Origin of the sequence: Lewinella sp. JB7 (assembly GCF_024297185.1) — a bacterium.
Lineage (GTDB): Bacteria > Bacteroidota > Bacteroidia > Chitinophagales > Saprospiraceae > Neolewinella.
In genome coordinates this window covers 21,766-34,146 of record NZ_JANCTD010000014.1, presented here as the reverse complement: position 1 = coordinate 34,146, position 12,381 = coordinate 21,766, and the positions used below count along the sequence as shown (strand labels likewise).

Sequence of the window (12,381 nt, the reverse complement as noted above, 5' to 3'; positions counted from 1 at the left end):
TTGGTTAAAAGTCAAAGCCCAGGTGGAGGTAAAACTGTCGGCTGCTCGGGAAGGGGGCTACCTCGATGTTGGTGGACAGTCCGCTACCCCCCTTCACCGAGGTCTCGGGGTCGTAGCTGCTGTAGTCGGTGATGGTGAAGATGTTGCGGCCGGACACCCCGACCTTGAGGCCGCGGATAACACTGCTCTCCAGGGGGATGCGGTAGTTGATGCCGGCCTCGCGGAGGCGGAAGTATGATCCGTCCTCGATGAATCCTCCGAGGTCGTCGTACTCCCGGGGCGTGGTGTTGCCCAGGTTGGTTAGCAGACGGGTGAGGTTCAGCAGTTCGGATCCTTCGCGCCAGTGGAAGAGGAAGTTGATGTCCAGGTTCTGGAAGAGGGTGAAGTTGTTGTTCCAGCCGAACTGAAAGTCGGGTTCGGTGTCGCCGGTCTGGGTCGGTACGCCGCCGACGTTCTCCCACAGGCCGGTGATCGGCGAGCCTTCGTTGATGTAGAACGTTCCCAGGCCCAGTCCGAAGGCTACGCCGGGCGGTACGAAGCTGGGAATGTCTTCACCGTCGCTTCCGTCCGGGATGCCCAGGCGGGTGATCTCACTCCGATTGAGCCAGAAGTTGAGGGTCGTCCGGTAGTAGAAATTTTCCTTCCGGACGGGGTTGAGGCCTAACTGAAATTCAAAGCCCCGGTTACGCAGGTCCAGATCGTTGCGGATCTCGTTGGAGAAACCCGAGGAGGTCGGGAGTGACCGGTCGTACAGTAGGTTCTGGACGTCGCGGATGTAGTAAGTGGCCGTGAGGCTGAGCTTATTGTCGAACAGGCCGATGTCGGTACCGAACTCGAATTCGGAGGATGTTTCCGGTTCCAGATCGCTGTTGCCCTGCTGCCCGTCTACGGTAAAGCCACCCCGGCCGCCGATGTTGTTATTGGTCAGGGAGGTAAAAAGTCGACCGAACGAGGCGCTATTGCCGGTTTCGCCGTAGGCCGCCCGGAGCTTTACCTGATTGATCGGTCCGGCGGTGTTCCAGAAGTCGAACTCATTCAGGTTGACGGCCACCGAGGCCCGGGGGAAAGTGTAAAACTTATTGGGGTCACCGTTGAGGGAAGACTTATCGAAGCGAAGGCCGCCGGTGAGGATGACGCGATCGTAGAGATTGACCTCCTCCTGCACGACGTAGCCGAATTCCTCAACGTTCAGCAGCGTCTGATCGATTTCCTGAGCGGCGCCCTGCCCGAGGTTCGTCTGCAACGGAATGAGCTGGGTGGTCTGGGAGAGGAGTTGGTCGGCGGATTGGTTGATGTAGGTAATACCGGCCTGGGTGGTGAAGTTGATCCCGCTGTCGGTATAGAAATCGTGGACCGCGATCGCGCTGTAGTTGTAGTTGAACAGATCGTTCTTTCCCTCGGCCAGGAAGCCGTTTTGCCGGCCCCGCTGCGACTGGAAATTCTCGGGCACGTAGACGAACGTCTTGGACAGGATGAAGTCAAGTCCGCCGTTGAAGACCAGGTTCAGGGTTTGATTGTCCTGCTGTAGTAGTCGGTAATTCACGTTGATTCCCTGCAGGACACGGTTGATATCCTCTTCGTTGCGCGTCTCGTCGCGGGTCTGGAGCGGGTTGCCCGAGAAATTGGGGTTGTCGGGGTAGTTACCGTCCTCGTCCGGGAAGAGGTTTACCCAGTCCCGGGTGAAGGCGAGGGTGTAGCCGTAGGATAGGCCGCCCTCGTTCTCGTTGCCGCTGAACGAGCGTGAAGCTGACGACCGTACGAAATTGGTGTTGGACTGAATCTTCAGGCGATCGTTGATCTGGTGCGTCAGGTTGAGGCGGGCGGTAAACCGCTCGTATCCGGTTCCCTTGATGATGCCGTCCTCATCGCGGTAGCTTCCGCTGACGAAGAAACTGGTCTTTTCACTGCCGCCGCTGACGCGCAGACGGCTGTCGGAGATGAATCCTTCTTCCCCGTAGATGATGTCTTCGTAGTCAAATATCTCACCACGGGCCTGTGCCGCTTCGAAGGCTGCCCGGGCGGCTTGTCCGGCGGCGATCTGGTCCGGCGTCGTACCCCCGAATTCTTCCTCGACCTGGGCCGGCGTGAAGCTGCGACGCCCGACTTTGCGGATGATGGTATTGAAACCGAGATCCTGATTGAAGCTTACTTTCGTCTCACCCGACACGCCCTTCTTGGTGGTGATGATGACTACGCCGGCATTGGCCCGGGTGCCGTAGATAGCCGCCGCCGAGGCTCCCTTCAGAACTTCGATGCTTTCGATATCGTCGGGATTCAGGTCTGCGATCCGGTTGGAGGCGGATTCCTCCGAGGCACTGTTGGCGCCGGAAGCGTTGCGCGAGCCGCTGGGAAGTTCGATGTTGGAGATGTAGACACCGTCGACGATGAATAGGGGCTGGTTGTTACCGGAAAGTGAGGATACACCCCGCAGACGTACGGCGTAACCGCCCCCCGGCGCGCCGCTGGTCTGTACGATGTTTACGCCGGTAAGTTTACCGTAGAGCGCTCCGTCAACGGTTTGCTGGCTGGTAACTCCGGTGAGTTCCTCCCCGCTGACGACCGATACGGCGTTGGCGAGGTTGGAGCGCTTGATCGTGGAGGCCAGGCCGGTAACCACGACTTGTTCCAGATTGGCCACGTCCTCCGATAGGATGATTTCGACGGGGGCCATGCCGCGGCTAACCTCGACGGTCTGGGGCACGAAGCCCGTGTAGCTGAGTCGGAGAGTGCTGCGGTCGTCGGGGACGTTAACGGTGAAGTTCCCGTCGAAATCGGTCACCGTACCGGTGGTCGTTCCGACCACCAGGACGGAAACCCCGATGAGCGCTTCCCCCGTACCGTCCGTGACCGTGCCGGATACGGGATACTGAGCGAAGAGTAAACATGGCAGGGCCAGCGCGAAAACGAGGCTCCCAAGCAAACGTCGGGAAAGGGTATTCATGATCAATGTTGGGTATTGGTTGTGACTAACGGGCAAACGAACGAGTGCGAAAATTCGCTGCCATTTATGGCTAAATGTAAGGCGCAGCCGATACTTCACAAGTTTTGTGTTGGAATTTCCCGTCGCAGACGGAACACTTTGTCGGATATCACCCGGAGGACGACGCCACGCCCCGACCGCCCGCGGTATCTGACGGATAGATAGTTTGGCTCGCTTTTCCGTGTCGCGTCGGCACCCGCGGCCCCGCAATGCTTACCTTTGCGGCCGTCTGAAAAAGGCCCCTACCCTTCCCGCATGCATCGTAACACCGACCCCACACCGTCCCCGCCCACTCACCTGTTGGGCGTACTGCGGACCCTCTGGCGATGGCGTCGCCCCGTACTCCTCACGACCATGGCCGGCGCGGTGCTGGCCGTAGTGATCTCCCTGCTCCTGCCGAGCTACTTTACGGGTTACACTTCCTTCGTCGTCATTAGTCCGGAGCAAATCTCCATCGAAAGCACCTTCGGTACGGGTAGTAACCGCATCCAGTTTTACGGTACCGGCGATGACATCGACCGCATGCTCAGCATCGCGGAGAGTAATGAATTGATCGACTACATGGTCGATACCTTTAATCTGTACGGGGTGTACGATATTGACAGCACTCACGTGAAGGGACCGGTCCGCGTGCGGGAAGAGTTCCAATCGCTGTACGAAGTCGAACGCAACCCCCGGGACATCATCGAACTGACCGTGGAGGACCGCGACCCCCGCCGGGCCGCCGCCATGGCTACCGCGGCCCGTCAACGAATCGATGCGATCAACCTGGCGCTCATCCGTTCCATCCATCAGCGCAACGCGGCCGGCCTGCAGCAGGAAGTTTCCGATGGGGAGCGGCGGCTGGATGAACTGAACGCGGCCCTGTCGGAAGTGCGGGGTAAGTACGGCGTGTACAACACCAAGGCGCAGAGCGAGGCACTGGCCACTTCATCTACGCTGATCGATCAACGGCTCGCCGCTACCCAGGCCCGTCTGGCGGCATTTCGGGAGACCGGGCGGCGGGACAGCATCGCTAAACTGACCGTCGACCTGTTGGGGCTGCAGAACAGTCGACAGCTACTCGACGAGCAGCTCGGCAAACTGAACGAAAGCATCGGTCAGATCGAAAACATGGAAGAGGCCCGCCTGCAGGCCAATGAGGCCCTGTCGGAGAGCACCACCCGCCTGAAGCAGTACCAGAGTATCCTCTCCGGTGACCGTCGCACGCTGGAGGTCATCGAGGAAGCACAGCCTCCCCTGGTGAAGAGCTCCCCCATTCGGTGGCTCATCGTGATGGTGACGACCGCCCTCACCTTCTTCTTTGCCGTTGTCGGGGTGTTGCTGCTGGAGAGCGGTCGGCGGTACGATTGGGGAAGCATCACCCGGTGACCGTGGCCGGGCGGGTATACATCAGTTACGCCGCAGCGGTACTGCTGTGCGCCGGCCTTGCCCTGAGCACGGGTGCGTACTGGTTCGCCGGCGTGCCGGTGTTGCTGTGGGTGATCGCGCAATCCGTCGCCGACTTCAAGCCCCTGTTCTGGCTGCTTTTGATCATGATCCCCCTGGGTACGGAGGTCGCCCTGCCCGGCGGCATCGGGACCGACCTTCCTACGGAACCCCTGGCGGTAGGCCTCACGGGGCTGCTCGTCCTCCACGCCGCCCGTCACTGGCCGCAGTACGATTACCGCACCTTCGCGCATCCGATCGCCCTGTTGTTGTACCTGCACGTCGGTTGGATTTTCGTCGCCAGCGGTTTCAGTGAGCTTACGCTGATCAGCCTGAAGTTCTCGCTCGCGAAGATCTGGTACATCGGCGCCTTCTTTCTCCTTCCCCTCCTCCTGCTGCACACTCCGGACCGGGTCACCATCTTTGCCCATTGCATTTTCTGGCCCCTGCTGTTCGTGGCGGTGCAGACCCTGGTGCGGCACGCCGGTTACGGTTTCAGTTTCGCCGATCAGTTTCGCACGCTGCATCCCTTCATGCGCAATCACGTCAGTTACGCGGGGTGCCTGACAACCTTCACGCCCTGGTTCGGCTATCTGATCTACCAGCGAAAGTGGCGGGGAAAGCCGTACCGCTGGATGCTGTACGGTTTGGGCCTGCTGTGGGTTCTGGCCATTGCGCTGGCCTTTACGCGGGCGGCTTACGTGGCGCTGGCGCTGGCGGGAATAGCCTTCGTGCTCATCCGCCGGCGGTGGTTGAAGCCGGCCCTCCTGGCGGCGCTCGTAGCCGGTGTCGCGGTTGCCGCTTACCTGGCGCATGACGATAATTACCTCAACTACGCCCCGAACTACGATACCACCATCGCCCACCAGGAATTTGACGATCTGATCTCGGCTACCTACAAGTTAGAGGACATTTCCACCATGGAACGCTTCTACCGCTGGGTGGCCGGCGGTAATATGGTGCCTTACCGGCCGGTTGCGGGCTTCGGCCCGGGCAACTTTGTAGAGCTCTACGAAGCCTACACCAACAATAATTTTGCCACCTACGTCAGCGATAACCCGGAACGAAGCGGTATTCACAATTACTACCTTATGACCCTGGTGGAACAGGGTTACGTGGGGCTGGTGCTCCTGCTGCTGTTCATGATCGGGATCCTGGTGTACGGCGAGGAACTGTACCACCGTCAGCGGGATCCGCTGGCCCGGGCGGCCGTAATGGCGGGGCTGTTATCGGTGATCATCGTGGAGGCATTCAGCATCATCAACGACTTGCTGGAAACCGACAAGATCGGCAGCCTGTTCTTCCTGGCCACCGCGATCGTGATCACGATGGGTACCTACCGCTCACCCGCCGATCGCGGAATCCACGTACAGCACCCCCAGTAGCGCCAGTACACCGAAGATCAGGCTGACGGACAGGTAAGTCAGGGCCACCGCGGCGTGGCCGTTCTGTAGCAGTTGCAGGAGCTCGGCGGCGAAGGTGGAAAAGGTGGAAAATCCGCCGCAGAAGCCCGTGAGTAAGAGGAGTTGTCCGGCCCGCGGGAGGTTGCCCCGCAGCGCGAGCGACAGCCCTACGCCAAGGAGTACGCAAGCCAGCAGATTGGCCACCAGGGTGCCCCAGGGAAAATCGCCGCCGGCAAAGGAGGGGGGTGAAAACATCAGCGCCACCCCGTAGCGCGCCAGTGCCCCGAGTCCGCCGCCGAGGAAAACCCAGAGCGCGCTCACGCCGCCTGCCGTACGTGCGCGGCCTGCTTGCTTGCCCTGACCCGGATAGCGTGGCGGTGCAGGATGTAGGTAAGTCCGAGTGCCAGCCCGATCTCAATGGCGAGGATGAGGTGAAGGTCGAGCAGGGGGTCCAGGTACAGCGCCAGGCTGATGAAGATCAGGTTCACCAGGGCCAGCAGGAAGGTGGCCTGCACGTGACTGAGGTTGGAATCGATCAGCAGGTGATGAATGTGCCGGCGATCCGGCTTCATCGGGCTGACGCCCCGTACCACGCGGGTGATGAACACGCGGATGGTGTCGAAGAGGGGAATGATCAGGATGCCGACGGCTACGCTGATCGGATTATTGAAGCGGTACACGGAGGGGAAGGACCCGGTGGAGCATACGTCAATGAATTCTACCGTCATGATCCCCAGCAACATTCCGATGACGAGGGCTCCGGTGTCCCCCATGAACGTCTTCTGCGTTTTCGAAATGTTGTAGTAGAGGAAGGCGAGAAGACCACCGGCCGCCGCCAGGGCGAGGATGCCCAGGTGGGTCATACCCACTACGAAGAACCAGGTCCCGAAGCTCAGCATGGCGATGACGCCCACCGTACCGGCCAGACCGTCGATCCCGTCGATGAGGTTGAAGGCGTTGGTAATGACCAGTAAGGTGAATACGCTGAAGGTGATCGATAGCCAGTACGGCAGGTCGCGGGAAACGTAGAAAAGCTCGTACAGGCTCTCCAGACGGACCTCTCCGCGGGTGACCAGTATCGCGATTGCCATGATGAGTCCCGCCATCTTTTTGCCCGCCGAGAGCTGAGTGATGTCGTCCTTGGTACCGATCATAAATACGATCACCAGGGCGCTCAGGATGTACTGCAGCCCCCCCCACTGCTCCATCGGCGTGAGCAACAAGCCACAGAATAGGATACCGAGAAAGATGGGAATGCCTCCGAGGCAGGGGGTAATAATGTGATGGCTGCTCCGCTCCTCCGGCAGGGCCACCAGCTTCTTCTCAATGGCAATCCGAATCACGTTGGGCATGATTGCAAACACCAGCGCGAAGGATATGAGAAAGCTGAGTATAAATTCCAACATACGCAGAGGCTAAAATGGGTGTGGGTCAGAGACGTTATTCACTCGACTGACGACGCGTACGGCGAATACACCGAGATCCCGGGGTCTCGGTGACGGCCACAAAGATAACTGCTCGGCGCCGATTATGAAATGCGGGACCACTGCCCCCGGCCCGGATATTGCACCTGGTGTAAAAAGAGCCCGGACGCCGGAGCGCTCAGCGGTTTGGGCAAGCGCCGTTGCCGGTCCAACGCCTGACGAACCGCACTTATCTCGAGTCGGCCCGCTCCTACCTGTAGGCACATACCTACGATCAGACGCACCATACCGCGCAGAAAGCGATTAGCGGAAATGTGGTAGGTCATTTCCTCCGCGCTGAAAGACCAACGGCTTTCCGTTACCTTACATTGCATGGTGAAGGCATCCGAATTCGTTTTACAAAAGGTCGCGAACTCGCCGTACTCCAGCAACAACTGCGCGGCCCGCCGCATAAGGTCGTGATCGAGCTCCCGCAGGGCGGGCAGCCACGCCACGGTATCGGTACGGAAGGGATCCTTCACCGGGCTGATGCGGTATACGTAAGCGCGCCCCACGGCACTGAAGCGCGCGTGCAGATCGGGCGGTACCCGGTAGAACCCCCGCAGGGCGATGTCGTCCGGCAGGTAGCGATTTATCCGGGCCAGCAGGCGATCGGGCAGCTGCCCGGCATAATCGAAGTGGGCAACGTAATCACTCGCGTGAACCCCGGCATCGGTGCGTCCGCAACCGACGATCTTGATGGGTTCTCCGAGTATGGTGCTGAGGGCCGTATCGATGGTTTCCTCCACCGAGCGGGCGTTGGGCTGCCGTTGCCAGCCGGCGTAGGCCGTACCCCGGTAGGCCAGGTCGATGGCATATCGCGTGTCGTTCACAGCAGCGATTTCTTCTTCGGGCGGGTCACGAAAGGTTGATTCAGGTAAAGGGGCTCGTAAGCGGCAACATCCTGGCGGCGGGGCGCGGGAGCAAGGAGATTCCGGGCAGCCACGGTATCCGGTGGACCGAAGGAAAAGGCATTGTCGTCGTCCAGTGCTTCCCGGACGCGCGTTTGTCCGGGCCCAACTACCAGGAGTCGGCCCAGCGCCCTGCCCCCCAGGAGCTTGCCCCGCCACTGGGGATCGGTCAACCGTACGTTCATCACTTCGGTAAGGGGGGAATGGTCGCGGGCGGAAAATACGCGGCCGAAAACCTCCCCCCGCCGGGAGTTGATCGTCGCCAGGATCTTATCGGCTCCGTCGGGCACGGCCGCGCGGGCGATGGCCTCCAGGGTGGGCACGGCGTACAGTCGCAGACCGGGAGTCGCTACGCACAGCCCCTTGGCCGTCGCCGCGCCTACGCGCAGACTGGTGTAGCTTCCCGGTCCGTCGCTGATCAGGATCCCTTCCAGGTCGGACAGTGACACGGCGGCCTCCTCCAGGGCCTGCTGAATGAAGCCCGTCAGATGGCTGGCGTGCTGTTGTACCTCCCGGGCCGTGACTTCGGCGAGGATGGTTCCTTCCCGGGCAACGGCGACCGAGCAGACTTCCGTAGTGGTTTCGAGGAGTAGTCGCAGCATAAATCAGGAAAGCAGCACGGTGGGTGACCAGAATAAGCGATCGAAGTCTACTACGGCATCGTCCCGGACGGCAACCCCCTCGGCTTCGAGGCGCTCCTGCATCAGCGTGGGGGGGCGGAAATGGTTGCGGCCGCTGAGTTCGCCCCGGCGATTGACCACCCGGTGGGCGGGGACATCGTTGTCGGGGCCGCTGACACTCTGAAAGAGTGCCCAGCCCACCATGCGGGCACTACCCAGGGTGAGAAAATCCGCGATGGCTCCGTACGTACTTACCCGCCCCGGGGGGATGAGCCGCGTCACCGCCCACACGTCGTCGATGTACTGAGCCGCCAATGCTTAGCGGTGGATTTCCCGCGCCATGCGCTTATCCTTATCGGAGCGCGGCAGGGTACCGAAAACGTAGTCCCACAAAGGCTGGGATACGCCAAAGAGCACCTCATCTTCACTGTAGTGGTGAATGGAGTGGTTGACCCAAAGCGCACGCAGGAAATTGCGGGGCGGCGCGTACATGTGCACCGTATAGTGAACGACGAGGTAGAGGGCGTAACCCACTACGAAACCCGCCAGGTAGGAGAAAGAGTACTGCCCCAGCACCAACTCGAAGAGGAACAGCAGGGAGGTAGCGATCACGATCGCTACCAGAGGGGGCATGGCCAGTCGCTTTTTGTCCTTAGGGTAGTCGTGATGCATACCGTGCATCTTGTAGGTGGCCTTCTTGTAAGCCTCCGAGGCGCCGTGGGGTGGGTGGTAGACCCAGCGGTGGACGGCGTATTCCATGAACGTGAAGCCCAAAATACCGGTAAAGAAGACGAGAACCACGGTGGGAATGGGAATGTCCGTCTGGGCCACGGTGTACCAGAGCAACCCGATCGCGTACACGAAGAAGATGATGATGGGCGTAGCGATGTGGGTTTGACTCAGCCGGTTCAGGATTTTATTCTCGAACATCGGCGGCGACTCGTGGGCGTTCGACTTGAATTTCTGGGTGCGGGCTTTCATCGAAATGAATTAGCGGTTAGTGTAGTTTATCAACCCGCAGGACTAAACCAGGTTGAAACGTTGCTTGATCTTGCGGCCGTACATACGTTTGTACACCCGGTACATCCGTTGCAGATGCTTAACGCTGTAGGAAGCCGGCTCGCCGTTTGGTTTGAGGTAGCCCTGCTCCTGCATCCACTCGTCATTAAACACCTTACCGAGGTACTTACTTCCGTGGTCGGGGAAGAGGACGACGACCACGTCCTCGGGGGTCAGTTGCTTGCGGATGGAAAAGACCGCCTCCAGCGCCGCGCCGCTGCTGTATCCCAGGAGGAGTCCCTCCCGCTGGGCCAGTTCGCGGACCCGCAGGGCCGCGGCCCGGTCACCGACCTTGATGAATTCGTCGATCAGATCGAAGGCGACGTTATCGGGTATAATGGTCTTGCCCAGGCCCTCTACCTTCCAGCTGAAGATCTCGTCGGCATCGAAAACGCCCGTTTGCCAGTATTTTTTGAGGACCGACCCGTAGGCATCTACCCCGATGATGTTGACGTCGGGGTTTTTCTCCTTCAGGTAGCGTGCGGTACCGGAGAGGGTACCGCCGGTGCCGGCGCAGCAGACGTAGTGAGTGACCTTACCCTCCGTATCGTCCCAGATTTCGGGGCCCGTACTGTGGTAATGCGCTCCGCTGTTGTCCAGGTTCCAGTTCTGGCGCAGATAAAAGCTGTTGGGTATGGTGCCCGCCAGTTCTTCGGCGCGGCTGTAGTAGGATTCCGGATCTTCGGGGGCGGCATCCTTAGGACACAGCACGATCTTGGCGCCGAGGGCCTTCAGTAGGGCCTGTTTTTCGGGGCCGGCCTTATCGGAAAGCGTAAGGATGCACTTGTACCCCTTAATGGCGGCGATCATGGCGATGCTGAACCCCGTATTTCCGCTGGTAGCTTCGATGAGGGTTGCTCCGGGGTGGATACGCCCCTTGCGCTCCGCCTGTTCGATCATATACAGTGCCGCTCGGTCCTTGGCGGACTGCCCCGGGTTCATGGATTCCATCTTACCGTAAACGGTTGCCGGAATGCGGCTACCGCAGATGCGATCGAGTCGGATGAGGGGCGTGTTTCCGATTGCCTGAAGGACACTGTCGTAGCGCATAGTGGGAAAGTGATTTGAATCGGGGGAGGCGATCCCTGAAGTGTTGACCAAAGGGTCGTCGGGTAGTGCTCGTATCCCCAAATTCCCGGCGAAGTTAGGGGATAGGTGCTTAACGCCGCGACCCCCACCGCGGTTTGACGCCCTATCTTGGAGGCTTTTCCGCAACTCACCCCACTCCCCTCATGGCCAAATTCAGCGTTTCCCTCAAAGCCAGGCTTATCCTGGAGGACCGCGGCCGCATCCTGCTGCTCAAACAAACGAAGCCCAATGGTGGCAACTACAGCCTGGTGGGCGGCACCATCGAGCGCCGCGAATACGCCGTGGAGTCCCTGATTCGCGAAAGTTTTGAAGAAGCCGGCATCGAACTCACCCCCGCCGACCTCACGCTGGTACACGTGCTGCACAAACGCTACAAGAAGGCCCACCGCATCGTATTGTACTTCCGGGCACACCACTACGAAGGGGAACCCGAGAGCAAGGAGCGCAAGAAGTTCGAGAACGTGGAGTGGCACCCCTACGATTCCCTGCCCCACAACCTCACGCTGACGGTCCGCCACGTGCTCAAGGCCTACAACCGCGGACGCCTCTACTCGGAAATGGAAAAGTAATTCAGCACGGCGCCTTACCTTGGGGGTACGTTGCCTTTACCGTCCTCCCCTCCGGCCCCACTACCGCCGGAAAATGACCAAGATTTTAAACACGCTCCACCCGCTGCGGATGCGGGATCTGGCTACCGCCGAACAACCCCGCGAAAAGCTGCTGCGCCACGGCGCTCACGGCCTCACCGACGCCGAAGTACTGGCTATTTTGCTGCGGACCGGCGGCCGCGGAATTTCCGCCGTAGACCTGGCCCGTCGGTTGCTGCTCTCCGTTGACCACGATTTGCACGACCTGGCCCGCCGGCAACTCTCCGACCTGACGCGCATACCGGGGATCGGCCGGGTAAAGGCCATGCAGGTCGTAGCGGCCCTCGAACTGGGCCGCCGCCGCGAGGTGGCCACGCTCCCGGATCGCCCCGTGCTTTCCGACAGTACGGCCTGTTTTCGCTACCTGCGACCGCGGCTCGGCGATCTTAACCACGAGGAATTTCACGTGCTGTGCCTCAACCGGGCCCACCAGTTGCTGGGGGCCCGGGTTATCAGTCGCGGCGGCACTACGGGCACCGTAGCCGACGCCAAGACCATCTTCCGGGCCGCCCTGGAATTCGGCACCGTAACGTCGTTGGTACTGGCCCATAATCACCCCAGCGGACAGGCGCACCCGAGCGCGGCGGACGTGCGCTTGACGCACAAACTCTGCCGCGCGGCACGCCACCTCGATCTGCAGGTACTCGATCACGTCATCGTCGCCGGGCGGGGCTACTACAGCTTCGCGGACCATCAGTTGCTGGACCAATCGATTTAAATAAGGACAGAAAGCATATCTTCGCGCTTCCTAACCAGATAGTGGCTGACTTGCTTACATTGG

12 protein-coding genes are annotated in these 12,381 nt (G+C 60.3%); 4 read left to right on the top strand and 8 right to left on the bottom strand.

Annotation, left to right across the window (positions count from 1 at the left end; translation table 11 throughout):
• Positions 1–4 precede the first annotated feature (4 nt).
• Positions 5–2,941: a SusC/RagA family TonB-linked outer membrane protein gene (locus NMA52_RS18125; RefSeq protein WP_254829125.1), complete on the bottom strand. Its 2,937-nt coding sequence runs from the start codon at positions 2,939–2,941 to the stop codon at positions 5–7.
• A 294-nt stretch (positions 2,942–3,235) separates the two neighbouring features.
• Here NMA52_RS18125 and NMA52_RS18120 point away from each other — a divergent pair, with 294 nt between their 5' ends.
• Together NMA52_RS18120 and NMA52_RS19285 are read left to right on the top strand one after the other, a co-directional pair.
• The gene (locus NMA52_RS18120) at positions 3,236–4,351 is read left to right on the top strand and encodes a hypothetical protein (protein ID WP_254829124.1); all 1,116 of its coding nucleotides are present in this window, start codon (positions 3,236–3,238) and stop codon (positions 4,349–4,351) included.
• Positions 4,348–5,793: an O-antigen ligase family protein gene (locus tag NMA52_RS19285; protein WP_254829123.1), complete on the top strand. Its 1,446-nt coding sequence runs from the start codon at positions 4,348–4,350 to the stop codon at positions 5,791–5,793. Before NMA52_RS18120 ends, NMA52_RS19285 begins: the two co-directional genes overlap by 4 nt.
• Here NMA52_RS19285 and crcB read toward each other — a convergent pair.
• The 7 genes from crcB to NMA52_RS18080 all read right to left on the bottom strand — a co-directional run bounded on the left by crcB (position 5,752) and on the right by NMA52_RS18080 (position 10,914).
• Positions 5,752–6,132, bottom strand: coding sequence for a fluoride efflux transporter CrcB (gene crcB / locus NMA52_RS18110; protein WP_254829122.1), 381 nt, complete (start codon positions 6,130–6,132; stop codon positions 5,752–5,754). The genes NMA52_RS19285 and crcB overlap by 42 nt on opposite strands.
• Entirely contained in the window at positions 6,129–7,217 is a 1,089-nt protein-coding gene (locus tag NMA52_RS18105) for a glycosyltransferase family 4 protein (protein ID WP_254829121.1), read from the bottom strand. Before NMA52_RS18105 ends, crcB begins: the two co-directional genes overlap by 4 nt.
• Before the next feature lie 122 nt (positions 7,218–7,339).
• Positions 7,340–8,107, bottom strand: coding sequence for a tRNA pseudouridine(38-40) synthase TruA (truA, locus tag NMA52_RS18100; protein WP_254829120.1), 768 nt, complete (start codon positions 8,105–8,107; stop codon positions 7,340–7,342).
• Positions 8,104–8,787 carry a tRNA (adenosine(37)-N6)-threonylcarbamoyltransferase complex dimerization subunit type 1 TsaB gene (gene tsaB, locus NMA52_RS18095; protein WP_254829119.1) on the bottom strand — a complete coding sequence of 228 codons (684 nt, stop codon included), beginning with the start codon at positions 8,785–8,787 and terminating at the stop codon, positions 8,104–8,106. Before tsaB ends, truA begins: the two co-directional genes overlap by 4 nt.
• A gap of 3 nt (positions 8,788–8,790) precedes the next feature.
• Positions 8,791–9,120, bottom strand: a complete 330-nt coding sequence (locus NMA52_RS18090) for an MGMT family protein (protein WP_254829118.1) — start codon at positions 9,118–9,120, stop codon at positions 8,791–8,793.
• 3 nt (positions 9,121–9,123) lie between these two features.
• Positions 9,124–9,786, bottom strand: a complete 663-nt coding sequence (locus NMA52_RS18085) for a sterol desaturase family protein (protein ID WP_254829117.1) — start codon at positions 9,784–9,786, stop codon at positions 9,124–9,126.
• 42 nt (positions 9,787–9,828) lie between these two features.
• Complete coding sequence (locus tag NMA52_RS18080; RefSeq protein ID WP_254829115.1) at positions 9,829–10,914, bottom strand: PLP-dependent cysteine synthase family protein; 1,086 nt, start codon at positions 10,912–10,914, stop codon at positions 9,829–9,831.
• Between the two features lie 182 nt (positions 10,915–11,096).
• Here NMA52_RS18080 and NMA52_RS18075 point away from each other — a divergent pair, with 182 nt between their 5' ends.
• Together NMA52_RS18075 and radC are read left to right on the top strand one after the other, a co-directional pair.
• The gene (locus tag NMA52_RS18075) at positions 11,097–11,522 is read left to right on the top strand and encodes an NUDIX domain-containing protein (RefSeq protein WP_254829114.1); all 426 of its coding nucleotides are present in this window, start codon (positions 11,097–11,099) and stop codon (positions 11,520–11,522) included.
• 73 nt (positions 11,523–11,595) lie between these two features.
• Positions 11,596–12,318: a DNA repair protein RadC gene (radC, locus tag NMA52_RS18070; RefSeq protein WP_254829113.1), complete on the top strand. Its 723-nt coding sequence runs from the start codon at positions 11,596–11,598 to the stop codon at positions 12,316–12,318.
• Positions 12,319–12,381: the final 63 nt, after the last annotated feature.

Excerpts from the sequence above, each read along its gene's own strand:
- NMA52_RS18125 (WP_254829125.1), bottom strand. The coding sequence starts at position 2,941 with ATGAATACCCTTTCCCGACGTTTGCTTGGGAGCCTCGTTTTCGCGCTG.
- tsaB (WP_254829119.1), bottom strand. The coding sequence starts at position 8,787 with ATGCTGCGACTACTCCTCGAAACCACTACGGAAGTCTGCTCGGTCGCC.
- radC (WP_254829113.1), top strand. The coding sequence starts at position 11,596 with ATGACCAAGATTTTAAACACGCTCCACCCGCTGCGGATGCGGGATCTG.
- NMA52_RS18075 (WP_254829114.1), top strand. The coding sequence starts at position 11,097 with ATGGCCAAATTCAGCGTTTCCCTCAAAGCCAGGCTTATCCTGGAGGAC.
- NMA52_RS18080 (WP_254829115.1), bottom strand. The coding sequence starts at position 10,914 with ATGCGCTACGACAGTGTCCTTCAGGCAATCGGAAACACGCCCCTCATC.
- NMA52_RS18085 (WP_254829117.1), bottom strand. The coding sequence starts at position 9,786 with ATGAAAGCCCGCACCCAGAAATTCAAGTCGAACGCCCACGAGTCGCCG.
- NMA52_RS18120 (WP_254829124.1), top strand. The coding sequence starts at position 3,236 with ATGCATCGTAACACCGACCCCACACCGTCCCCGCCCACTCACCTGTTG.
- NMA52_RS18105 (WP_254829121.1), bottom strand. The coding sequence starts at position 7,217 with ATGTTGGAATTTATACTCAGCTTTCTCATATCCTTCGCGCTGGTGTTT.